We start from the raw sequence: 23,408 nt of genomic DNA, 5'->3' as shown, positions 1-23,408 counted from the left end.
CCGCCGCGCACCAAAACGGCTCAAGCCCCCGGCCACGCACCCCGTCCGGCTGCCGCGCCGGCCCTCCGGCAGCGCCGGCGCCTTGGCACGGCCCTTGCTGATCCCTGTATCGAGTAGAAGCGGTTAGCGCCGGCATCGCCCCCCCGCGGGGCGGGGTTCGCCGGCGCGGGACATTGCTCTCGCAACCCACGGGTTGCACACCATGCGCCTCGCGCCGGCCAGCCCGGCAGGGGGCGCCGTGTTCGACACCGGCCGGCGTGGCCGGCTGACCGAGAGCCTGGCCGACGATGTCCCGACTTCCCCATTGCTGCCTCCCCCCATCCGCTTCCGGACCCCGCCCGTCCGGACCGCGCGCCCTGCTGTCCCTTGCGTATCAAACCACCCTGAAAGGAGTCCCCATGACGTCGCCTTCCCCCCTGCGCCGCGCGCTCCTCGCCGCCGCGCTCGCCCTCGGCGCTTTCGCCGCCGCCCCCGGCACCGCGGCCGCGGCCGACAAGGTCACCTTCCTGACCTCGTGGTATGCCCAGGCCGAGCATGGCGGCTTCTACCAGGCGGTCGCCACCGGCATCTACAAGAAGTACGGGCTCGACGTGACCATCCGCATGGGCGGCCCGCAGGTCAACGGCATGCAGATCCTGACCAGCGGCCAGGCCGACTTCCTGATGGGCTACGACCTGCAGGTGCTCAAGGGCATCGAGCAGGGCGTGCCGGCCACCACCGTGGCCGCGTCCTTCCAGTCGGACCTGCAGGGCCTGATGACGCACGAGGACGTCAAGGGCCTGGCCGACCTCAAGGGCCGCACCATCCTGGTCTCGACCTCCGGCCGCACCACGTGGTGGCCCTGGCTGAAGGAGAAGTACCAGCTCGACGAGAGCCAGTCGCGGGTCTACACCTTCAACCTGCAGCCCTTCATCGCCGATCCGAAGTCGACCCAGCAGGCCTACGCCTCGTCCGAGGTGTTCGCCGCCACCAAGGCCGGCGTGAAGACGAAGTTCTTCCTGTTCGCCGACGACGGCTATCCGCCCTACGGCACCACCATCGTGGCCATGCAGAAGACCGTGAAGGAAAAGCCCGAGCTGGTGGCGCGCTTCGTCAAGGCCTCGATGGAAGGCTGGAAGAGCTACCTGGCCGACCCCGCGCCGGGCAATGCCCTGATCAAGCAGGACAACCCGAACATGAAGGACGACCAGCTCGCCTGGGGCGTGGACAAGCTCAAGGCCTTCAAGCTGGTGGGCGGCGGCGACGCGGCGGTGCAGGGCATCGGCGTGATGACCGACACGCGCTGGAAGAAGACGCGCGACTTCATGGTCGGCACCGGGCTGCTGAAGGCCGACGTCGACTGGAAGCAGGCCTACACCACGCAGTTCGTCAAGGACCTCAAGGTGATGCCCTGACGGGGCGCGCCGCCAACGGCAAGACATGAAGCCAGACAGCCGGAGATTGCCATGACCGCCCTCTTCCGCAGCGGCGCGCCCCTCGGCGGCGCACCCGCCCCCGCTCCCGCCCAGACCGGGCAGCCGCCCGCCGGCACCGCCTTGCCGGCCGGCGCCGACGACGCCCTGCTCTTCGCCAACCAGGTCGAGAAGACCTATCCCAACGGCACGGTGGCGCTCGAGCGCGTCAAGCTTGCCATCCGGCCCGGTGACTTCGTCTCGCTGCTGGGCCCGTCCGGCTGCGGCAAGAGCACCTTGCTCAAGCTCTTCGCCGGCCTGGAGACGCCCAGCGCCGGACACCTGCGCTGGTGGGGCGGCCCGGCCATCGGCGTGGGCACGGCCCGCGACGGCGGGCGCACCATGGCCATGGTGTTCCAGGAAGCGACGCTGATGCCGTGGGCCAAGGTGGCGGCCAATGTCCGCCTGCCGCTCGACCTGGCGCGCATGCCGCGCGCCGACAGCGACGAACGCGTGCGGCGCGCGCTGGCACTGGTCGGGCTGGAGCGCTTCGCCGGATCCTATCCGCGCGAGCTGTCGGGCGGCATGCAGATGCGCGTATCGATCGCCCGCGCGCTTGCCACCGGTCCCGACCTGCTGCTGATGGACGAGCCTTTCGGCGCGCTGGACGAGTTCACGCGCAACAAGCTCGACGCCGACCTGCGCGCGCTATGGGCCGAGCGCGGCCTGACCGTGGTGTTCGTCACCCACAGCATCTACGAGGCGGTCTACCTGTCGACCCGCGTGGTGGTGATGGCGGCGCGCCCGGGCCGCGTGATCGCCGACGTGCCGATCGAAGCGCCGGGGCCGCGCGACGAAGCCTTCCGCGTCTCGCCCGCCTTCGTGCAGTACTGCAGCCAGTTGTCGACACTGCTGGCCGAGGCCAACGCCGCCGCCGGCGATGCCGCCCAGCCGTCCTGAACCGCTGCCCCCATCCCTCGCCAGGAGAACATCATGACCCCTCCGCTGCTCTCGCGCCCCGCCGCGCAGCGCATCGCCGCGCCCCTCGCCGTCGGCGTGCTGCTCCTGCTGGCCTGGCAGGCCGCCTGCATGGTGCTGCAGGTACCCGCCTACCTGGTGCCCGCCCCGCTGACCATCCTGCACACGCTGGTGGAAGACTGGAGCCTGCTGGCCGGCTCGCTGCTGGTGACGCTGAAGATCACGCTGCTGGCCTTCGCGCTGGCCGTGGTGCTCGGCACCGCCGCCGCCTTCCTGTTCGTGCAGAGCCGGCTGATCGAAGCCAGCCTGTTCCCCTACGCCATCCTGCTGCAGGTGACACCCGTGGTGGCCATCGCCCCGCTGATCATCATCTGGGTCAAGGAGCCGACCCTGGCCCTGGTGATCTGCGCCACCATGGTGGCGGTCTTCCCCATCCTCTCCAACACCGTGCTCGGCCTGCGCAGCGTCAACCCAGGCCTGCTCAACCTGTTCCGCCTGAACCGCGCCAGCCGCTGGGACACGCTGCGGCGCCTGCGCATCCCCAGCGCGCTGCCCTATTTCTTCGGCGGCCTGCGCATCTCCTGCGGGCTGGCGCTGATCGGCGCGGTGGTGGCGGAGTTCGTCGCCGGCACCGGCGGCACCGGCGCGGGGCTGGCCTACCAGATCCTGCAGGCCGGCTTCGCGCTGAACATCCCGCGCCTGTTCGCGGCGCTGCTGCTGATCACGCTGACCGGCGTGGCCCTGTTCGGCCTGATGGTCGCGCTGTCGCGGCTGGTTCTCTCCCACTGGCACGAAAGCGAGCTGGCATGACCCCTTCCGCCCCCTCCTCTCCTTTTCCCTCTCCCTCGCCGGCGCCCTCGCTGCTGATCCGCAACGCCGCGGCCATCCTGACCGGGCTGCCCGGCCCCGGCGAACGGCATCCCGGCCCCGACCTGCGCGTGCGCGACGGCTGCATCGAGGCCATCGGCGCGCTGGCGCCGCTGGCGGGCGAAGCGCAGATCGACGCCACCGACTGCGCGGTCTACCCGGCCTGGGTCAACACCCATCACCACCTGTTCCAGTCGCTGCTCAAGGGCGACCCGGCCGGCCTCGACCTGAGCCTGACGCCCTGGCTGGGCGCCACGCCCTACCGATTCCGCGCCGCCTTCGACGAAGCCACCTTCCGCCTGGCCGCGCGCATCGGCCTGGTCGAGCTGCTGCGCAGCGGCTGCGGCACGGTCGCCGACCACAACTATCTCTACTACCCGGGCATGCCCTTCGACAGTTCGGCCATCCTGTTCGAGGAGGCCGAGGCGCTCGGCCTGCGCTTCGTGCTGTGCCGCGGCGGCGCCACCCGCACCCGCCAGCTGGAAAGCGAGCTGCCGCAGGCGCTGCGCCCGGAATCGCTGGATGCCTTCCTGGCCGACTGCGAGCGGCTGGTGGCGCGTTACCACGACCCGGCCCCGGACGCCATGCGGCGCGTGGCGATGGCCCCGACCACGCCGCTCTATTCGATGGCGCCGGAGGAACTGCGCGCCTGCGCGCGCAGCGCGCGCCGGCTGGGCATCCGGCTGCACAGCCACCTGTCGGAGACGGTCGAATACCAGAATACGGCGCTGGCACGCTTCGCCGCCACGCCGGTCGGCTTCTGCGCCGAGCACGAGTGGCTGGGCCCCGACGTCTGGTTCGCGCACCTGGTCAAGTTGGCGCCGGAGGAGATCCGGCAGCTCGGCGCCAGCGGCACCGGCATCGCCCACTGCCCCCAGAGCAACGGCCGGCTGGGCAGCGGCATCGCCGATATCCCCGCACTGGAGGCGGCCGGCGTGCCGGTCTCGCTGGGGGTGGACGGCGCCGCCTCGAACGAGGCGGCGGACATGATCTCGGAGGCACACGCGGCCTGGCTGCTGCAGCGCGCGCGGCGTGGAGAGGCAGCCCGGCCGCTGGCGCAGGGCGGCAGCTTCGAGGGCGGCGCCGACGCGGCGCGGGTGGAGGACGTGGTGCGCTGGGGCACCGCCGGCGGCGCCGCCGTGCTGGGCCTGAGCCGGGTCGGCACGCTGCGCGAGGGCATGGCCGCCGACCTCGCCATCTACCGCCTGGATGATCCGCGCTGCTTCGGCCTGCACGATCCCGGCATCGCCCCGGTGGCCAGCGGCGGCCGGCCCGCCTTGCGCGCGCTGCTGGTCGGCGGCCGGCTGGTGGCCGAGCACGACCAGGTAGCCGGCCTCGACCTGGCGGAACTGGGCGCCCAGGCCCGCGCGGCCGTGCGCGCCCTGCGCGAACGCGCCGACCGGCTGGCGGCCTGAGGGACTTGAGGGACTTGCGTGACTTGCGTGGGCGCCGCCGCGGGAAAGGCTTCGGACCTCAGTCGATGGTGGCGCCCGAGGCCTTGACCGCCTGCCCCCACAGCTTCTGCTCAGCGGCAATGGTCCTGGCGAAGGCTTCCGGCCCCTGCCAGGCAGCTTCCGCTCCCTGCACCTCGAGCTTGGCGCGCGTGTCCGGGTCCTTCAGCACCGTTTCCAGCGCGCCGGCCAGGCGGGCCACCACGTCCTTGGGCGTGCCGGCCGGCGCCAGCATGCCGTAGAAGCCGACCACCTCGAAATTCTTCAGTCCCGCCTCTTCCATGGTCGGCACATTGGGCAGCGCCGGCGAGCGGTGGCGTGAGGTGACGGCCAGCGCACGCACCTTGCCGCCCTTGATGAAGCCGGTGAACAGGGGCACCGAGTCGGCCATCATCTGCGCCTGTCCGGACATCACGTCGGTCAGGGCCGGCGCGCTGCCCTTGTAGGGCACGTGGGTCAGGTCGGTGCCGGTGGCCTGCATGAACATCTCGGGCATCAGGTGCGAGATGCCGCCGTTGCCGCCCGAGGCGAAGTTCAACTTGCCGGGATTGGCCTTGGCGTAGGCGATGAATTCCTTCAGGTTGTGCGCCGGCACGTTGTTGTTGACCACCATCACCAGCGGGATCAGCGCGGTGCGCGCCACCGGCGCGAAATCGCGCGGCATGGCGTAGCTGAGCTTGGGATAGAGCGAGCCGTTGATCGCCATCTGGCCGGTGTTGGCCAGCAGCAGCGTGTAGCCGTCCGGGGCGGCCTTGGCGACGGTGTCGGAACCGATGTTGCCGGCCGCGCCGGCCTTGTAGTCGACCACGATGGTCTGGCCCAGCAGCGGCTGCAGCTTTTCCGCCAGCAGGCGCGCATGGGTGTCGACCGGCCCGCCGGGCGGGAAACCGACCACCAGGCGGATCGGCTTGTCCGGCCAGGCCGCGGCGGCCGGGCCCGCACCCAGGGCTGCGCCGGCCAGCAGCGCGGCGGCGCCCAGGCGACCGAAACCGCGTCGTGTCATCTTGTCGTGCATGGAGTCTCCCCTTGATTCCAGGTATGGGCAAGGCCGGCCGGCGAAGTGGTCCCGCGGACATCGCGCCGGCGCGCGCCAGCCGCAATTGTGACGTTTTTATGACAATAGGCAATGCCCTGGCGTGCACACGGGGGTGCGCGAAGACCCATGCCCGCTTATCATCCCCTTCCGGCCCGGGCCGGTGCGGGTCAGCCGCGGCACCGGCTGGCGCGTTTTCCCGTCGGCGGCACGCCAGCCCCGGGCCGAAGCCAAGGAATCTGATCGTGAAACCATTGAATCAAGCTGCAAGCCTGCTGCTGTGGGCGGCGCTGTACGCCTTCAGCGGCTACGCCTCGCACCAGCTCAACGGGCCCTTCGCCGCCGCCGGCTATATCTGGCTGCCGGCCGGCGTCACCATGGCAGCCTTCATGCTCACGCCGACGCGCCGCTGGCTGCCGGTCAGCCTGGCCTTCTTCGCCGCCCAGATGGCGCTGGGCTGGGTGGAGGGACGCGACGCCTTCCGCATGGTGCTGTTCTCCGCCGACGAGATCGGCTCGGCGGCGCTGGCCGTGGCCCTGGTGCGCATGACGCATTTCTCGCTGGAGGGCGTGGCCTTCGTACGCGGCCTGCTGCTGGCCGGCCTGTTCTCCAGCGTGGTCGGCGCTGTCATCGGCGCGGGCTGGTTCACCTTCTTCCTCGACGTGCCCTTCTGGCGCACCGCCCGCGTCTGGGCCGTGGCCGACCTGGTCGGCGTGCTGATCGTCACGCCGGTCTTCGCCGGCTGGTCGCGCTTCCGTGCCATGCGCTCCGGCGGGCAGGACCGCGCCGACTTCCTGTTCGGCCTGGCCGCCTTCATCGCGCTGGTGCTGACCACCTTCGTCGTCTTCGACGGCAGGACCAGCGCGCAGCTGCCGCTGGGCATCGCCTACGCGCTGACCTATTTCCCGCTCTTCTTCGCCGCCATGGTGACGCTGCTGTGGGGCGGGCGCGGCGGTTCGATGGCGGTGGCCTTCCTGGCCGTGTTCGTGCTGCTCAATACCGGCCAGGGCGAAGGTCCCTTCGCCGAGACCGCGATCCATCGCGGCCACTCCTTGCTGGAAGCGCAGATCTACCTGGCGGTGGCTGCGCTGCTGACCCTGCTGATCAGCACGCTGCGCACCAGCCGCGAGCAGTTGCACGAACAATCGGCACGGCGCCAGAACGACGTGACGCTGGCGCTGGCCGCCAGCGGCCAGCTGGTCTACTGCCTCGATCCGCACAGCGGGCGGCTGCGCTGGAGCGGCGATACCCGGCGCACGCTGGGTATCGCCGAGGCCGGCCTGGCCGATCTCGACGCCGTGCTCGCCCATGTCCACCCTGACGACCGCGGCAAGGTACGCCGGCGCTGGCTCGCCGAGAGCGACGGCGACGCGCGCGCCGACCTGCGCTTCCGCCTGCTGCTGCCGGCCGGCGCCACCCGCACCGTGGTCGATATGAGCGGGCCGTTGCTGGACGGCGACGAATCGGTCGCCCTGATCGCCGGCGCCTGGCGCCTGGAGCCCGGGCAGGCCGAATCGACCGGCACGGAGCGCGACGCGGCATGACTCCGACCCCGGGCGCCGGCACCGGCGCCCTGCTGATCCACGGACTGGGCGGCACGCAGTTCGACCTGGGCCCGCTGCACAAGGCCCTGCGTCGCGCGGGCGTGCAGACGCACGCGGTCACGCTGCCCGGGCACGGCTCTCGTCCCGAGGACCTGGTGGGCGTGCGCGCCGAGGACTGGCTCGACACCGTGCTCGATGCCTACGACGAGCTGGTCGGCCAGTACGAGACCTTCCACGTGATGGGCATGTGCCTGGGCGGGCTGCTGGCGGCGCAGCTGTGCGAGCGGCGCCAGCATCGCAAGGGCCGGCTGGTGACGCTGGCGGCGCCCGTCTACATCGACGGCTGGTCGACGCCCTGGTACCGCTGGCTGCGCTATCCGGTCTACCGCATTCCCGGCCTGCCGGCGCGCATGCGCGTCGAGGAAGACGAACCCTACGGCATCAAGAACGACCTCGTGCGCGCCATCGTCAAGGCCAAGTTCGAGCGCGGCGACAACTTCCACTACCGCTGGGTGCCGCTGGCCTGCGTGCGGCAGGTGGACCGCCTGCGCGGCTGGGTGCTGCGCAGCGCCCACCGCATCGTCTGCCCGACGCTGTCGATGCATGCGCGCGAGGACGAGCTGACCAGCCTGCGATCGCTGCGCTTCCTCGCGCGCAGCGTACCGGGCATCCAGACGGTGGCCCTGGAGAACAGCTACCACATGATCTGCGTGGACAACGATCGAGAACAGGTGGTCAGCACCGTGCTGGGCTTCTTCGGGCTGAGCGCCGATGCCGCCTCGCCACGCGCACGCCGGCAGGCACGTGCCGAGGTCGAGATCCCGATGGATGCCGATGCCGTGCGCGCGCTCGCCGACGACTACCTGCGCGCGCTGACGCATGGTCAGCAGGAATCGCTGTTCCCCCTGCTCGAGCCCAGCGTGCGCTGGCGCCACCAGAACAGCCTGCTGCTCGACGGCAGCTTCGACGACCGCGACGCGGTCATCGCCATGTTCGCGCAGGCCGGCGCCATGACCGGCGGCACGCTGCGCATCGAGACCGCGGCGTCGCCGCGCATCGAGGGCCAGACCGTCGAGCTGGAGCTGCATGTCTCCGCCGTCCACGAGGGCCGCCCGGTGGCCAGCCACGGCGTGCAGACGCTGCGCCTGCGCAACGGACGCATCGCCACCGTCGACTACCGCGGCCACCGCAATGACGGCAACGAGGGGGGCAACGATGGCGGCTCGGGCGATCACAGCGGCGTCGCCGCCTAGTCCACTGAATCATTGAAATGGGAGGGGAAAGACATGGCAGGCACCGACCGATTTCAGCGATTCAGTGGAGTCGTCGATCCGCGGGCTGTCGGTCGTATCCCGAGTACTCTCGAATGCCTTGGCCTGTCTTTGGGAGTTAGAATCCTGCCCGATGCCGCCCGACAGCGCCCGGACCATTTTCCATTGTTCCTCGCTGACGCAACAGGCAGGACACTGACCAGACGTTCGCCATTTCCTCGAATGGAAACGACCTCCAGATAGGATAGGCACAGCCGGATCGCCATGCCCACTTCGCCCAAGTCCACCTCGCGACGAACTGCCGTGGCGCGAGCCGGTTCCACCGCGCAGCGCGGGACCAGGATGCCGAGGACCAGCGGGGAGGCCGAAGGCCTGGTCCGCCGTCCGCTCCAATCGCGCAGCGAACAGAGCCTGGCGAAGATGGTGGCGGCCTGCCGGGCGCTGGCAGAGGAGCGGGGAAACCTCGACGAGATCTCCCTTGGCGAAGTCGTGGCGGCCGCGAAGACATCCATCGGCGCCTTCTACGCGCGTTTCAAGGACAAGGAGGCCATGCTCGCCTATGTCCTCGACGTGGCGCTCGGTGAAGTCGAACAGGTCGTGCTCCGTTCGATCGCAGAACATACGGTCTGGCAGACCGGGCCGGCCGAGGCCATCGTCGACCAGATCACGCATCTCTATGTCAGCCAGTATCGCGAGAACCGAGGCTTGTTTCGCGCCTTCCTGCGGCACTACACAATGCGTGGTCTCGAACTGAATCCCCTGCGCAATGCCAATCGCCGCATCATCGGGCTGGTAGAGCCCTGGCTGGCCAGCCAGCTCCGTGACCGCTCCCGCGAGATTGCGATCTTCGAGGTCCGTGCGGCCATCCAGTTCATTGTCGGAACGCTTTCCAACGTCCTGCTGCACGATCCCGGGCCGCTGCATCTCGACGACGCGGCAATCGAACCGCATCTGAACCGCATGGTGAGCCGCTACCTCGGATTGCCCGAATCCCGAGCCCCCCGCGGCAAGCACCGTCCTGCGCGATAGCCGCTCTCCCCGAAGCCGTCTCGCCTTCCAGCCGCATGGCCGGAGCCGCGCGATCTTCACAATGCGCATCGGCACAAAAATAGAATTTCGGTTCCGTTTTCATCCTCGATGCGGCCCGGGCGGACCTCCGCGTGCCCGGGCACCCATCGTGTCCGGCTACTGCTGGAGGCCGGCGCTGCGCGCACCGTCGATGGTGCTCATCACATGGCGGCGCGCATCGAACTCCTCCGCGACCTTCTGGTCGTTGGCAAACTGCGCCTCGACGTCGACATTGGCGAACTCGATCGCGCCCATGGCGGCGAAAGCCTCCTGCACGCGCGGGCTCCACAAGCCGATATCCTTCACGGTGGGCACGATGCGGCTGAACAGTCGATGGCGGAACATGCGCATATGCTCCGACTCCAGCACCGCCTTTGCGCACTCCTCCTCGGGCAGGCCCAAGCGGCCCCATACTTCCTTCTGGTCGAAGCGGTCACGCATCTGGTAGCACGCTTCGATGACGAAATCTTCGCGCTCGCGCTGTTCGGCCTGCGTCAGTTGTGGATAGTAGCCGCGCAACGCGGTGCGCCCGAAGGCGACGTGGCGCGCCTCGTCCTGCATCACATAGGCATTGATCGATGCCGCCAGAGGGTTCTTCGAGTAGTCGCGGATACGCTGGAAGGCCGCAAGCGCGAGCCCCTCGACCAGAACCTGCATGCCGAGATAGCAGAAGTCCCACCTCGAATCGGTGAGAATGGATTCCAGCAGCGATTTCAGGCCAGGCGTGATCGGATACATGACGCCTACCTTCTCGTGCAGCAGGCGGGAATACGCCTCCACGTGGCGCGCTTCGTCCATGGTCTGGGTAGCCGCGTAGAACTTGGCGTCGATCTCCGGCACCATCTGCACGATGCGCGCGGCGACCATCAGCGCACCTTGCTCGCCATGCAGGAACTGCGACAGCGAATGTGCCTGCTGATGAATGCGTACGTCGATGCGCTCCTTCTCGCCCAGCCGGTCCCACAACTTCGTGCCGTAGATGGGGATCATGCGGTCGTCGAGCTCCTGCGGATTCTCCGGATCGAGTTCCTGCGACCAGTCGATCCGGTCCGTCGCGTTCCACTGCTGCTTCTTGCTGGTCTCATAGAGCTGCAGGAGCTTCGACGACTCGTCGTCGTACTCCCAGTTGAACTCGGTGGCTACCTGGCTGCTGACAGACCAGCCGGTCTGCATCACGGGCAAGGTGTAGCGGTGCAGCGATGACATGTTGTCTCCTTTGATGGGCTCGCGCCGATAGCCGATCCATCCCCGCGGACCGCCTTGCCGGAGTTCGGGGAGAACGGCCTTGTCTTCGTTTTTGTCTCCGGCTATAAATAGAAGCATAATTCTGTTTCTGATGAAATCAAGTACCCGGGACGCGATACGCGCGGTACGAAGAAGGAGGAGGAGACCCCATGCAGTTCCATAGCCTGGCCGTTGCCGATGTGGTCGAGGAGACTGGAGAAGCGCGCTCCTACGCGCTTCTCGTGCCGGAGGCGCTGCAAGCGTCGTTCCGCTATCGAGGAGGGCAGCACCTGACCTTCAGGGTAAACGTGCATGGGGAAATCCTGACCCGCAGCTACTCGTTGTCCAGCTCGCCGGAGGCAGGCGGACCACCGACGGTCACGGTCAAGCGTGTCCCGCACGGCCGGGTCTCGCACTGGTTCCATGCCCATGTCAGGCCCGGGACGGTGCTGGAAGTCAGCGCGCCCAGCGGCCGGTTCGTGTGCGACGAAGGCGAATCGTCCGTGGTGTTCTGCGCCGCCGGCAGCGGTATCACGCCGATCCTTTCGATGATCCGCTCCGTACTGGCGGGCACGCGGCGCTCGGTCACGCTCTTCTATGCCAATCGGGACGCGGACAGCGTCATCTTCGGGGACGCCATCGCCCGCCTGGCGCACGGGCATCCGGACAGGCTGGAGGTCGTGATGCACTATGACGACCGCGATGGCTACCCCGAGACCGGCAGCCTCGCCCGGCTGCTCGGGCGCAGCAGCGGCTGCCAGCTCTACCTGTGCGGTCCGGCGCCTTTCATGGCGACCGTGCAACAGGCGGCGGCGGCCGCAGGGATCCCGGACGCCCGTGTGCACCTGGAGCGATTCGACGCGCCGCCCGCCGCGCCAGGGCAGGCAATCGCGCCCGGGCCGGGCCACGATTGCGATGCACGCATCACGACCCGGGGAACCGAGCACGTGGTGCGCGTGGCCGGCGGCCAGACACTGCTGCAGGCCGCTCGCGCGGTCGGGTTGGACGTGCCGTACGCCTGCGAGGAGGGCTACTGCGGATCGTGCGCGGCGAAATGCATGGACGGTGAGGTCATCCACGCACGCAATGACGTATTCAATGCCGACGATCTCGCGGCCGGCTGGATCCTCGCTTGCCAGGCGCATCCGCGCCACGGCCGGCCGGTGGCCGTCACCTTCGACGTTTGAATCTTGCGGGCATCAAGGTCCGCAGCGGCAGCCGTTGCGGGACCCGGCCCGCGCGCGGCGGCGCAAGGGTGCGACTCAGACAATTCAAACGGGTCGAGCGGGTCGAACGGGTCGACCGAGTAGGCGGATCAGCATGGTTGGAGTTGAAAAACGATAGGAGACAGAAGATGAAAGCTGCAGTGATGGAAACGATAGGCGCACCGCTTGTCATTCGCGACGTTGCCGTCGCCAAGCCGGGCTCGCGCGAAGTCCTGGTGCGCACGGCTGCCGTGGGCTTGTGCCACAGCGATCTCCACATGATCCACGGCATCTATCCGCTGCCATTGCCCGCGGTGCTCGGCCACGAGGTATCGGGAGTCGTGGAGGCGGTCGGATCCGGGGTTTCCGGCCTGAAGGCAGGCGACCACGTGGTCGGCTGCCTGTCGGTCTATTGCGGATACTGCCCGGTTTGTGCATCGGGCCATCAGGTCTTGTGCCAGAACCCCGAAGTGAAGCAGGCCGCAGGCAAGGCCGACCGTCTGCGCCTGGCCGGCAATCCGCTCAGCCAGGTCTTCAACCTTTCGGGCTTCGCGGAGCAGATCCTGGTACACGAAAATGCGCTGGTGAAAATCCGCGAGGACATGCCGCTCGACCGCGCGGCCTTGCTCGGCTGCGCGGTGATCACCGGCACGGGAGCGGTCTTCCACAGCGCGAAAGTGCAGCCGGGCAGCAGCGTCGTGGTGGTGGGTTGCGGCGGTGTCGGCCTCTCTGCCATCAATGGCGCCGCCATCGCCGGGGCCGCGCGGATCATCGCGGTCGACATGCTGCCGGCCAAGCTGGAGATGGCGCGCGGATTCGGGGCCACCGACGTGATGAATGCCAGCGAGGGCGATGCGGTGGCGCAAGTGTTGTCGCTGACAGGTGGCGGAGCAGACTTCGCCTTCGAGTGCATCGGCCTCAAGCAGACCGTGGAGCAGTGCTATGCGATGCTGGGGCCGGCCGGCACCGCCACGGTGATCGGCTTGTTCCGCCCCGACACGAAGATCGAGCTTCCGGCCATCGACTTCTTGCGCGAGAAACGCCTGCAGGGCTCGCTGATGGGGTCGAACCGCTTGAGCATCGACATCCCGCGCCTGGTCGAGCTGTACATGCAGGGCAAGCTGTTGCTCGACGAATTGATCTCGCAGCGGATCCCGCTCGACGAGATCAACGAGGGCTTTATCGCCATGCAGTCCGGCAGTGTGGCGCGCTGCGTGGTCACGTTCCCGGGCGTAGGCGGCCTGTAGGGAATGGCTTGACGCGCGGGCCCGCCGCCGCATTCAGTGGCCGGGCGGCGGGCTGCCGCCGGGCTGCCCGCGCCACAGGTACAGGTCGACCGCCACCAGCAGCAGCAGGGGCACCAGCAAGCTCCACAGGGACCAGCCCGCGTGGGCGAGCGCACCCAGCACCGCCCCGGCGGCGAAGGCGCCGACCGCGGGTGCCATCTTGGCCAGTCGCGCGCGCAGGTCGGCGCGCCGCTCACCCTCGGCAAACGGCAGGTCGACCAGGTCGATGACGATCTGGGTGGTGTTGCCGGTCATGATGGTGGTCGGCCCCAGGCGCGCCAGCACGGTCCGCGACAACGCATTCTGCACACCCATGGCGGCCACGCCGAGCAGGCCGGCGGCGAGCGCGGCCGGCGTGCCGGGATCGTTCGGCACGGCACGCAGGCCCACCAGCATGAAGCCCGCCAGCAGCGCGCACTGCGCGAGCAGCAGGGGCGGCACCGGCGCACGCCCCGAGCGGATCAGGCGGCCCTCGGCCAGGCGCGTGGCGGCCACCGAGACGATGAAGGCCGGCAAGGCCAGCAGCTTGAGCAGCAGGCCATGCGGGTGCCCCGCCACGCCGATGCCGATCATGATGAAGTTGCCGGTCACGTGCGCGGTGAACAGGCCGGACAGCGCGACGAAACCGACCGCGTCGACATAGCCCGCGACGAAGGCGAACAAGGTGCCGAGCAGCAGGTCGAGGCGGCGCTGCCCGGCCAGCGCATCCGCGGGAACGCCGGCCTTGGCCACGGCGCCGGCAGCGGCCGGGTTCATGACGGCCTCCCCGGCCGGGCCGCGATGCGGAACGAAGGATCATGCATTGTCATCGGGCTCTCCCTGTCGCCGCGGCGCCGGCGCTCCGCGCGCCGCGCGCCGCTAGAAGTTGTGCCGCATGCCGAGCGCGAATACCTGCGGATCGGCCCCCGCCTTCACACCGGCGGGGTTGATGGCGAAATCGTAGACCGCATTGCTGCGGTTGTTGATGCGGCTGTAGTACCCGTAGAGCGCGGTGCGCTTGGACAGCGGGTAGTCGTAGCCCACGGTGAACTGCAACGCACCGGTCCCCGGCCCGCTGCGGAAGAAGCCGATCGTCTCCGTGGCACTGCCGGTGCCGTTGCCGACCCAGCCCACGCCCGCGCGGATACTGCCTGTGCCGACCTGCTGCACCAGCGAGGCGTAGGCGCCGTTGCGCTCGAGATCGCCGCTGGCGGTGCGATAGTGCAGATGTTCGTACAAGGCGCTGAGGCGCGTGGCGGCAAACTGGTAGGACACGCCGAACTTGATCGCGTCGTCGTTGCGGCCAGCGGCCTGGTAGTGCTGGTGGATCTCGTAGGCCAGCGCCACGTTGAGCCCGCCGCGGTTGTAGGCGGCGGCCATCGAGTACAGCGCGGGATTGCGCGGCACGGTCAGCTTCTCCTCCGGCAGGCCGTAGCCGAGGTTGGCGGAGAAGCCGCCCCAGGACGGCGACTGGTACTGCAGGATGTTCTTCTGGCGGCGGTCGAAGGAACTGGTGTTCTGCACGTTGTCGGTGGTCGCCGCGGCACCGTTGCCGAGCAGGGCCATGTAGCCGGCCGTGGTCGGGTAATAGGGATCGTAGGTCTTGGTCGACGCGGTGTAGGGCGTGTCCCAGTTGCCCATGAAGACCATGCCGTAGGGACTGTCGAGGCCGAGGCGCGTATCGCGCGCAGCGATCTGGCCGGCACCGGTGTCGATCGACAAGGTGCTCTCGATCTGCCACACCGCCTTGAGCCCGTAGCCCAGCGCCTCCTCGCCGCGCAGCCCGAAGACGGAGCGGTAGTTGGACAGCCGCGCCGCGTCGCCGAGCTTGCTGCCGTCGCTGGCGGTGCTGGCACTGACGTATTCCAGTGCCGTGTTCAGGCGCCCGTAGATGACCACCGCGGACTGCGCATGCGCCGACGGCAAGGCGGCCAGCAACGACAGTCCGAGCGGCACCAGCGACACGCTGCGGCAGATGGCGGCGGCGCCTTGCCGCGCGCGCCGGCGCGGATGGGGCCAAGATCGCGTGGACAGCGGCTCCTGCATGCGGCCTTCCTCCTCTGGCTCGATCGCCGCGGCGGCTGGCAGCGATGCCGGCCATGCCGGCACCGGCCGGCTCACGCCGCCGCGTGGGTCTGGAAAGCCCGCAGCGTACGCCGGCTGCCCGCGTGGCGATATCAAACTTCAGTGTGAGTTGCCTGCCCGCTACACATGTGCGCGCCCCCGGTGAGCGCAGGCACACCCCGCGCAGGCGCTAGAAGACCCGGCCGAGCTGAAGGTACAGGTTCCACACACCGTTGGGCGCGCCCGCCACGCCGAAGTAGAGCGGGCCGATCGCACTGTTGCCACCGATAAACAGGCTGCCGCTGCTCTTGAACGGACCATTACCGAAATTGCGCCGGCGCAGCCAGACATCCCCCACCTCCAGGCTGGCGCCGACCACGGTGGTGCGGAAGCCCGGCAGGATGAATTCGTGCAGGTCGTTCAGGTAGGTCGCGCGGCCGTACAGCAGGTAGTTGCCGGCGAACTGGTCGGTGGCATAGGCTGCCAGGTGCTGGAAACCGCCCAGCGTGAAGCCCAGGCCTCCGCTGAAGCTGGAGTTCGAGCGGTGATCGCCGTAGGTCATGCCGGCCTCGGCCGCCAGGTTCAGCGTATGGCGCCCCACGCTGGCCGCCCACAGCGCCTTGGCGTAGGCTTCGTCGAAGCGGTTGTCGGTGCCGCCCAGCGCCATTTCGTTGGTGGCCAGCAGGTAGTAGCCCTTGCGCGGGAACTGCGGATCGTCGAGCTGGTCGATGGTCAGCTGCGCGCGCACCGTAGGCTGGCTGACGCGGCCGCTGGGGAACAGCCTGCCACTGCTGCTGGTCACGTTATAAGAGGGCGAATACTGCACCTGCTGGTAGTTCAGGCCGGCGCGGAATTCGCCCAGGCGGCCGATCGGCACGCCGAAGTCGATCCCCGCCAGGGCGGTGTCGACACGGTAAGCGGTCAGCGGGGTGGCGCGGCGGTCGGAGGCGTTGTCGGGATAGACATCGATGTGCTTGCGGCTGTACTCGGCATAGGGGGCGATGTAGAAACCGAAGCGGTCGAACACCGGCTGGCGCAGTTCGGTGTGCCAGCTGGCCTGGTTGCTGCCCAGCACCAGGTCGTTGCGCCATTCGAGGCCGCCCGGCGTCAGCCACGGGTAGCGGTGGCCGATCTGCAGGTTGAAGGCGCCCTGCCCGTTGAAACTGTTCGACAGGCCGAAGCCGAACAGCAGGAATTGCGGCCCCCAGGACTTCTCGTGCGCGTCCACCTTGAGCACATTGCGCGCCGTGCCGTCCGGCCCCGGCTGGGTGACCAGTTCCTGCGTCACGCTCTCGAAATCACCCGTGGTCGACAACTGGGCCAGTTCGCGGTTGAGCGCCACCGCGTCATAACGATCGCCCTCGCGCACGTTCAGGTATTCGCGCACATAGCTGGCGGGAATGTGGCCGTGCGTGTTGATGTCGATGCCATCGATGCGCGCCAGCGGCGACAATTCGGGCGCGCCGTGGCGCGTGTCCAGATAGGCCTGCCAGGCTTCGGGCGCCAGCGCCAGCGCCGCCAGGCGCTGGCTGGCTCCCTGCGTCGCCAGCCAGCCGGCCTGGACGCCGTCGTTGGCACGCGAGAAGTCCGTGAAGGACAGGTCGCCCAGCTGGGGTTCCAGCAGCACGTCGCTGCCATGCAGCAAGCCCTTCTGCGTGGCGACGTTCTGGTTCATCAGGATGGTCACCATCTGCTGGGTGACGTCGGCCGGCGAGTTCAGGCTGGCCGGGTCCTCCAGCGGCGAACCCACGTTGACGGCGATCACCACGTCGGCGCCCATGTCGCGCGCGAGCTGCACCGGCAGGTTGCTGACCAGCCCGCCGTCGACCAGCGTGCGCCCGCCGACCTGGATCGGCGCGAACAGGCCCGGCACCGCCACGCTGGCGCGGATGGCGGTCGGCAGCGAGCCGTGGTCGAACACCACCGGCTGGCCGCTGCCGAGATCGGTGGCCACGGTGCGGAACGGCACCGGCAGCTTGTCGAAATCCACCTCCGCGGGCAGTTGCGCGGTCCAGTTCTGCAGCAGCGCGAACAGGCGGTTGCCTTGCACCAGGCCGGTCGGCAGCTTGAACTTCTTGTCGCCGAAACCGAGCGAGATGCCGATCGGATAGGCGAAATTGTCCTCACGCAGTTTCTGCGGCAGTTGCGCGCGCTCATTGCGGTCGAAGGCGATATCGCTCAGGTCGGTGTGCGACAGGCGCTGCTCCAGTTCGCCGGCGGACAGGCCGCTGGCGTAGAGACCGCCGACCACCGCACCCATGCTGGTGCCGGCGATGCAGTCCACCGGCACGTGCAGCGCCTCCAGCGCCTTCAGCACACCGATATGCGCATAGCCGCGCGCACCGCCGCCGGACAAGGCCAGGCAGATGCGCGGACGCTTGCCGGGCGCGCCGTGGGCGGCATCGGCCAGCCCCTGCAGGGCTGGCGCCGCAGCGCCCGAGCCACCACGCGCCGGCGCAGAAGCGTCGCTGGAGGCACTCGCCAGCGTGGCGGCACGGGCGACAGGCAGCAGCATCGGCAAGGCGAGCGCGGCCAGCAGGAGCAGCCAGACGCCGAGCGGCGCAAGGCGGCTGGCGGCGGCACGATGGGCTGTGCGGATCATGGCGAGGGGGCGGATGAAGTCGGGCAGGGCCGCGTGGCGCGCCGGCCTGTTCGCGGCGCGCGCCATTCAGCGCGACAAAACCTCTCACAATAGGCGAATCGCCGCCCCTTGAGAAGCATGGCGCGGGGCCGGGCCGGGTCCGCAGACCAAGCACTGCGGCGATTGCGGCACCGCGCCGTCGGCGGGCCTCCGACGTGTGTACACGATACAACACTTGCGCGCTGCCCATCCGGCCGCGCGATGCTCCGCCATGGCGTGTGCGGCCACCGCCCGAACCTGCCACCTCAGGCCGGCACCTCAGGCCGGCATCTCAAGCCACCGCCTCAGGCCGGCGCCGGCCAGCTGCCGGTCGCCGCCAGCGCCGGCGACCAGTCCTGGAAGTCCCAGCGCAGCGGCAGCACGCCCGGCCGCCGCAGCACCCGCTCCACATGGATGCGCACCAGCCGCTCGGCGCCCGCGAAGCCGGCCAGCTCCGGCCCGTCCCAGATCACCTCGGCGCTTCCGCCCAGGTGCAGCAGCGTGCCGTCCTCGAAATCGGGCACCAGCAGCCCGGCCTGGGGCCAGGCCAGCAGGTTGCCGATGGTATTGAAGTAGGCGTTGCCGTTGAAATCGGGAAACGTCACGGTGCCGTCGCCATCCACGCGCAGGAAGCCGGGCTTGCCGCCGCGGTGCGACACGTCGGCGCCGCCGGTAGCCGGCTCCCCTGCCGCGCGGTGGTACGTGGCGATGAAGGCCGTGTCGGCCCGCCGCAGCAGATCCTGCGCGGCCTCGTCGAGCCGCCCGCCGCGCCAGGCCGGCAACGGTGCCGGCGCCACCGTGCGCACCGCGCGCAACTGGATGTAGCGCGGGCAGTTGCCGAAGCTCTGGCTGACCGCGACCTGCAGGCCGGCCGGCCCGATGGCCTCGATCCGCCCGTTGACCCGGTTGCGCCGGCGCGACTGCAGCTCGATGCCAAGCATGCCGACGTCGCTGCCGGCCTGCAGCGCGCCGTCGAGCGGATCGGCCGGCAGCAGCCCGGCGCCGATATTCAGGTGATACGGATCCGGCGCCTGCACGAAGCCGGGCACCCCGGCCAGCATGGTCGCCCACGGCTGCCCTTCGGCGTCGAGCGCGCCGAGCAGCAGGCACGGCAGCTGGGCGAAGAACTCGCGGTGCTGCACGGGCATGTGCGCCCGCACGGCGCGCCGCCCGGCCGCCTCGCTCCACGCCCGCTTGCCCGCGCGCTCCTGCGCGGCCTGCTCGCCAGCGTGGAACGGCGAGCCGGCGAGGGGCCAGCCGCGCAGGTCGCCGCCGGCGGCGGCATCCGGCTTGGTGTCCATGATGATCTCCCTTAGCTCCCTTAGCTCCCTTAGGCAGATGAGGCGGCAGCGCCAGGCGCGCAAGCGGCCAGGTGGTTAGGCGGCCAGGCCCGCCGGTGTCGCGGGCATCGGCACGAAGCCCGGCAAGGCCTCGACCGCCGCCAGCCTGGCACGCAGGGCCGGATAGGGCGCGAGAGAGATATTGCCCTCATCGGCACGCGCGATGTAACTGTAGGCCGCCACGTCGGCCAGCGTCGGCGCGTCTGCCGCCAGGAAGCGCTGCCCTGCCAGCAGGGGCTCCATCAAGGCGAACAGGCCGCGGGCCCGCGCGATGGCGTCATCGAGCGGCCGCGGCACGCCGAACAGCACCGCCAGCCGCGCCGCCGCCGGCCCGAAGGCAATCTCGCCGGCGGCCACCGACAGCCAGCGCTGCACCGCCGCGGCGCCGGCCGGGTCGCGCGGCAGCCAGCGGCCGTCGTCGTAGCGCAAGGCGAGGTAGACCAGGATGGCGTTGGAATCGCTGACGATGGTGCCGTTGTCGTCCAGCACCGGAACCTGGCCGAAGGGATTGAGCTTGAGGAAGAGCGGGCGCTTGTGCTCGCCGCCGCGCAGGTCCACCGGCACCAGCCGGTAGGGCAGGCCGAGCAGCGACAGGAACAGCTGCGCGCGGTGCGCGTGCCCCGACAGCGGCATGTGATACAGCACGAGCGGATTGGCGGGGGATGCGGCAAGGGTCATCTCGGGTCTCCGGGGAAACGGCTTGCGCCGAACGGTTGCCTCCATTCTGGCCCGCGCGCTGATTGCAATAAATGGGGCGGTCCGTATTTGACTACTCCACGAATCGGAGTAATGTGGCGGCCATGGACAAGCTACGCGCCATGCAGGCCTTCGTTCGCATCGTCGAGGAAGGCAGCCTCACTGCCGCCGCCACCGCCCTCGGCAGTTCGCTGCCGGCCGTGGTGCGCACCCTCGCCGCGCTGGAGGCCGAACTCAATGTGCGGCTGCTCAACCGCACCACGCGCCGGCTCTCGCTGACCGACGAGGGCCGCGGCTACCTGGCCGGCTGCCGGCGCATCCTGGCCGCCGTCGACGAGGTCGAGGCCGGGCTGAGCGCGCGCCACGTCGAGCCCGCCGGGCAACTGACCATCACCGCGCCGGTACTGTTCGGCCAGATGTACGTGGCACCGGCGGTGACGGGCTTCGCGGCGCGTTATCCGGCGGTGAGCTGCCGCATGGAATTCACCGACCGCGTGGTGAACCTGCTGGAGGAGAACATCGACGTCGGCATCCGCATCGGCCCGCTGGCGGACTCCACGCTGGTGGCGCAGGCGGTCGGCCGGATCCGGCGCGTGGTGGTGGCGACCCCGGCCTTCCTGCGCCGGCACGGCGTGCCGGCGCACCCGCGCGAGCTGGCGCAGCACAACTGCGTGCGCTTCATCGGCAATGCGGCGCACTGGTGGACCTTCCAGGAGGACGGCGAGTCCTTCCACGTCCCCGTGAGCGGCAATCTCGAATTCAACCAGACCGCGCCGGCGGTGGCGGCCTGCGCCGCCGGCGCGGGCTTCGGCAACTTCCTCTCCTACCAGGTGGCGCCGCTGGTGGCGGCGCGCCAGCTGCGCATCGTGCTGCAATCGTTCGAGCAAACGCCCTGGCCCCTGTCGCTGATCTATCCGCACGCGCGGCTGCTGCCGGCGCGCAGCCGGGCCTTCCTCGAGTGGATGAAGGCCGACCTGGGGCCGCGCTTCCGCTAGCGTCGCAGCAGAATCCGCCGCCGCAGCCGCCGCACCAGGCGCTTACTCGAGCACGATGCCGGCGCTGCGGATCACCTCGCGCCACTTGCTCACCTCGGCATCGATGAAGCCGGCGAACGCCGCGCTCGAGCCCGGCTCGGGCTGCAGGCCCAGCGCCACCAGCCGGTCGCGCGTGCCGGCGCCGGCCAGCACCGCGCTGGCATCGCGATTGAGCTGCTGCACGATGGCCGCCGGCGTGCCGGCCGGCGCCAGCAGGCCGAACCAGCCGTAGCCCACCACGCCGGGGTAGCCCTGCTCGGCGAAGGTCGGCGCCTGCGGGTAGACCGGCGTGCGCTGCTCCGACGCCACGGCCAGCACGCGCAGCTTGCCGGCCTTGACGAAGGGCAGCGCCGACGTGATGGCCGTCAGCGTGGCATCGACGCGGCCGGCCAGCAGCTCGGTGTAGGCGGTGGCGTCGCCGCGGAAATGCACGTTGACGTCGCGGAAACGCCCCTGCGCGGCGAACAGTTCGGCAGCCAGGTGCGGCCCCGAGCCCGCGCCGGGCGAAGCGAAGGTCGCGCCCTCACGCTGCGCGCGCGCCAGGCGCACGAAGTCCGCCACGTTGCGCGCCGGCGAATCGGCCCGCACGATCAGGAACAACGGCCCCAGCACGCGCGGCCCGATGGCGGCGAAGTCCTTGCGGATGTCATAGGGCTGCGGCAGTCCGGCGGTAGTATTGATGGCGAACGGCGCCGCCGCCCACAGCAGCGTGTAGCCGTCCGGCTTGGCATGGGCGACCTGCTCATTGGCCAGGCGCGTGCCCGCGCCCGGCTTGTTCTCCACCACGAACTGCTGGCCGTAGCGGCGGCTCAGCGCCTCGGCCAGCAGGCGTGCCGAGGTATCGTTGGAGCCGCCGGGCCCATAGGGCGACAGCAGCCGCACCGCGCGGGAGGGATAGTCCTGCGCGCGTGCCGGTGGCACGCCCCCGGCCAGCAGCAAGGCCAGCGCCGGCACGCGCGCCAGCAGGTCGCGCCGCGTCAGGCGCGCGCTCATTGCCCCACCTCCACGCGGCGCAGGGGCGGATAGGCGAAGTGGTTGTCGAGGTGGGCCGCGGCGGGAATGTACAGCCGCAGCACCACGTAGAACGGACCGGTCGGGGCCGGCAGCCAGTTGCCACGGCATGCCGGGTCCGCCGGCGGCACGGCCGACAGGTGCAGGCGCAGGCCGCCATCGGCCTCGTGGCGCAGGCCGGGCGAGCGGTCGCCCAGCGAGTAGCGTTGCAGCGGGTTCTCCACCAGCATGCAATCGCGCTTGTCATACAGGGTCAGCGACCAGAAGGCGCCCACCTGCGGCAGCCCGCCGGCGGGAAAGTCCAGCACGTAGGCCTGGCGGCCATCGAGCGGCACGCCGTCACCGTCGCGCTCGGCGATCACGTACATCGCCTCCTCGATGCCGAGCGCGCCGATATAGTTCCTCGCCACCTGGGCCCGCTGCAGAGTCTGCGCGCCGAAGGTGGCACGGATCGCCACCGGCAGGCTCCAGCCGCCGCCCAGGGCGGCTTCGGCCGGCACGTCCAGTTCCGCCAGCACGGCCTGCAGCGCGGCCGCCAGTTCCGCCAGCTGCGCTTCGCCCAGCGCGCCCGCCTCGCAGCCGGCACCGATGCCGACCTGCGCGAAGCGCGCCACCAGCGGCGCCTCCTGCGCGTCGGGCGGATAGTCGCGCAGCGCGCGGTTGACCACCTCGGCAAAGCGGCGCGCCTCGCCGGGACGCTCGTCCGGGCGCATCGCCACATCGAAGGCGAAGGCCGCCGGCTGCCCGTCGGCACGGCTCAGCCGGATGCCGTCCTGGAAGGCATGCACGGCGGGCAGGTCCGCCTCGCCCTCGGCCAGCAGGCGGCCGATCATCCAGACCGCATCGGTCGGGCAGGCGATGGCGCGCGCGCCGTCCGGCACCCTGCCCTGCCAGCCCGGCGCATGCAGCAGGAAGCGGCCCGGCCCCGCGCCGGTGGTACGCGTGCCGATGTAGCCGAAGGGATTGGTATAGAAATCCAGCAGGCCCAGCACGTAGTAGCGCCCCAGGCTGTCCGGCACCTCCAGCAGCAGCGGCCCGCGCGACAGGTCCAGCCAGGCATTGGTGTACAGGGTGTCGTTGTTCGGCGTCACCACCTGGCGATGGCGCGGCCCCAGCAGCTCGCGCGTGTGGGTGATCTGGTTGACCCAGCGCAGCGTCGACGCCGGGCCGTCGCCGGCGAAGCGGCCCGCCGCATCGCGGCGCGGGCAGGTCGCCGCGCGCATGCGCGCCATTTCGTAGAGCGGCAGGGTGTGCAGCACCGCCTCGCGCGCCAGCGCCTGCTGCGCAGAGAGCGAACCGGAGTGGGGTGCGTGCGGGTCATGGGGGGTCGGATGGGAGGTCATCGT

Annotated in this window: 19 protein-coding genes; 10 read left to right on the top strand and 9 right to left on the bottom strand. The window is 70.0% G+C overall.

The features are described from left to right. The first annotated feature begins 398 nt into the window (after positions 1 to 398). Genes BKK80_RS23540 through BKK80_RS23525 form a run of 4 tightly spaced genes read left to right on the top strand, consistent with a single transcriptional unit; the run spans position 399 to position 4,651 of the window. Positions 399 to 1,394, top strand: coding sequence for an ABC transporter substrate-binding protein (locus BKK80_RS23540; protein ID WP_071071525.1), 996 nt, complete (start codon positions 399 to 401; stop codon positions 1,392 to 1,394). Positions 1,395 to 1,445: 51 nt separating this feature from the next. Continuing rightward, positions 1,446 to 2,351: an ABC transporter ATP-binding protein gene (locus BKK80_RS23535; RefSeq protein WP_084085293.1), complete on the top strand. Its 906-nt coding sequence runs from the start codon at positions 1,446 to 1,448 to the stop codon at positions 2,349 to 2,351. A 33-nt stretch (positions 2,352 to 2,384) separates the two neighbouring features. Beyond that, complete coding sequence (locus BKK80_RS23530; RefSeq protein ID WP_071039526.1) at positions 2,385 to 3,179, top strand: ABC transporter permease; 795 nt, start codon at positions 2,385 to 2,387, stop codon at positions 3,177 to 3,179. Beyond that, entirely contained in the window at positions 3,176 to 4,651 is a 1,476-nt protein-coding gene (locus BKK80_RS23525; protein ID WP_071071523.1) for an amidohydrolase family protein, read from the top strand. The genes BKK80_RS23530 and BKK80_RS23525 overlap by 4 nt, the downstream gene beginning before the upstream one ends. A 58-nt stretch (positions 4,652 to 4,709) precedes the next feature. Here BKK80_RS23525 and BKK80_RS23520 read toward each other — a convergent pair whose 3' ends face one another. Further along, entirely contained in the window at positions 4,710 to 5,702 is a 993-nt protein-coding gene (locus BKK80_RS23520) for a Bug family tripartite tricarboxylate transporter substrate binding protein (protein WP_083384690.1), read from the bottom strand. A gap of 263 nt (positions 5,703 to 5,965) precedes the next feature. Between BKK80_RS23520 and BKK80_RS23515 the strand changes: the two genes are divergently transcribed. From BKK80_RS23515 to BKK80_RS23505, 3 genes are all read left to right on the top strand, one after another. Next, positions 5,966 to 7,264, top strand: a complete 1,299-nt coding sequence (locus BKK80_RS23515; protein WP_071039524.1) for an MASE1 domain-containing protein — start codon at positions 5,966 to 5,968, stop codon at positions 7,262 to 7,264. Continuing rightward, entirely contained in the window at positions 7,261 to 8,517 is a 1,257-nt protein-coding gene (locus tag BKK80_RS35795; RefSeq protein ID WP_084545721.1) for an alpha/beta fold hydrolase, read from the top strand. Before BKK80_RS23515 ends, BKK80_RS35795 begins: the two co-directional genes overlap by 4 nt. Positions 8,518 to 8,799: 282 nt before the next feature. After that, the gene (locus tag BKK80_RS23505; protein ID WP_083384696.1) at positions 8,800 to 9,564 is read left to right on the top strand and encodes a TetR/AcrR family transcriptional regulator; all 765 of its coding nucleotides are present in this window, start codon (positions 8,800 to 8,802) and stop codon (positions 9,562 to 9,564) included. A gap of 156 nt (positions 9,565 to 9,720) precedes the next feature. Here the strand turns inward: BKK80_RS23505 and BKK80_RS23500 are convergent, their stop codons facing one another. Beyond that, positions 9,721 to 10,809 (bottom strand): ferritin-like domain-containing protein, encoded by a 1,089-nt coding sequence (locus BKK80_RS23500; protein ID WP_071021765.1) that lies wholly within the window; start codon positions 10,807 to 10,809, stop codon positions 9,721 to 9,723. A gap of 188 nt (positions 10,810 to 10,997) precedes the next feature. Here BKK80_RS23500 and BKK80_RS23495 point away from each other — a divergent pair, with 188 nt between their 5' ends. Next, positions 10,998 to 12,014, top strand: coding sequence for a ferredoxin--NADP reductase (locus BKK80_RS23495; protein ID WP_071039521.1), 1,017 nt, complete (start codon positions 10,998 to 11,000; stop codon positions 12,012 to 12,014). A gap of 167 nt (positions 12,015 to 12,181) precedes the next feature. Beyond that, on the top strand, positions 12,182 to 13,279 hold the full coding sequence (locus tag BKK80_RS23490; RefSeq protein WP_071071521.1) for a Zn-dependent alcohol dehydrogenase: 1,098 nt from the start codon (positions 12,182 to 12,184) through the stop codon (positions 13,277 to 13,279). A gap of 33 nt (positions 13,280 to 13,312) precedes the next feature. Here the strand turns inward: BKK80_RS23490 and BKK80_RS23485 are convergent, their stop codons facing one another. The 5 genes from BKK80_RS23485 to BKK80_RS23465 all read right to left on the bottom strand — a co-directional run bounded on the left by BKK80_RS23485 (position 13,313) and on the right by BKK80_RS23465 (position 19,999). Further along, the gene (locus BKK80_RS23485) at positions 13,313 to 14,074 is read right to left on the bottom strand and encodes a YoaK family protein (RefSeq protein WP_071039520.1); all 762 of its coding nucleotides are present in this window, start codon (positions 14,072 to 14,074) and stop codon (positions 13,313 to 13,315) included. A gap of 102 nt (positions 14,075 to 14,176) precedes the next feature. Then, positions 14,177 to 15,343 (bottom strand): porin, encoded by a 1,167-nt coding sequence (locus BKK80_RS23480; protein WP_083384697.1) that lies wholly within the window; start codon positions 15,341 to 15,343, stop codon positions 14,177 to 14,179. A 208-nt stretch (positions 15,344 to 15,551) separates the two neighbouring features. Further along, entirely contained in the window at positions 15,552 to 17,876 is a 2,325-nt protein-coding gene (locus tag BKK80_RS23475; protein WP_071022876.1) for a patatin-like phospholipase family protein, read from the bottom strand. Positions 17,877 to 18,286: 410 nt separating this feature from the next. Then, positions 18,287 to 19,282: a pyridoxamine 5'-phosphate oxidase family protein gene (locus BKK80_RS23470; protein WP_071071519.1), complete on the bottom strand. Its 996-nt coding sequence runs from the start codon at positions 19,280 to 19,282 to the stop codon at positions 18,287 to 18,289. A gap of 75 nt (positions 19,283 to 19,357) precedes the next feature. Further along, the gene (locus BKK80_RS23465; RefSeq protein WP_071071517.1) at positions 19,358 to 19,999 is read right to left on the bottom strand and encodes a glutathione S-transferase family protein; all 642 of its coding nucleotides are present in this window, start codon (positions 19,997 to 19,999) and stop codon (positions 19,358 to 19,360) included. Positions 20,000 to 20,121: 122 nt separating this feature from the next. Here BKK80_RS23465 and BKK80_RS23460 point away from each other — a divergent pair, with 122 nt between their 5' ends. Continuing rightward, complete coding sequence (locus BKK80_RS23460) at positions 20,122 to 21,012, top strand: LysR family transcriptional regulator (protein ID WP_071039518.1); 891 nt, start codon at positions 20,122 to 20,124, stop codon at positions 21,010 to 21,012. A 42-nt stretch (positions 21,013 to 21,054) separates the two neighbouring features. On the opposite strand, the gene BKK80_RS23455 is transcribed toward BKK80_RS23460, so the two are convergent. Both BKK80_RS23455 and BKK80_RS23450 read right to left on the bottom strand, forming a co-directional pair. Next, the gene (locus BKK80_RS23455) at positions 21,055 to 22,044 is read right to left on the bottom strand and encodes a Bug family tripartite tricarboxylate transporter substrate binding protein (RefSeq protein ID WP_071071515.1); all 990 of its coding nucleotides are present in this window, start codon (positions 22,042 to 22,044) and stop codon (positions 21,055 to 21,057) included. Beyond that, positions 22,041 to 23,405, bottom strand: coding sequence for a DUF1254 domain-containing protein (locus BKK80_RS23450; RefSeq protein WP_084545720.1), 1,365 nt, complete (start codon positions 23,403 to 23,405; stop codon positions 22,041 to 22,043). Before BKK80_RS23450 ends, BKK80_RS23455 begins: the two co-directional genes overlap by 4 nt. Between the last annotated feature and the right edge of the window lie 3 nt (positions 23,406 to 23,408).

The sequence above is a fragment of the Cupriavidus malaysiensis genome (genome assembly GCF_001854325.1).
GTDB lineage: Bacteria > Pseudomonadota > Gammaproteobacteria > Burkholderiales > Burkholderiaceae > Cupriavidus > Cupriavidus malaysiensis.
The sequence above is the reverse complement of the archived record's forward strand: the minus strand, read 5'-3'. Positions and strand labels throughout refer to the sequence as shown.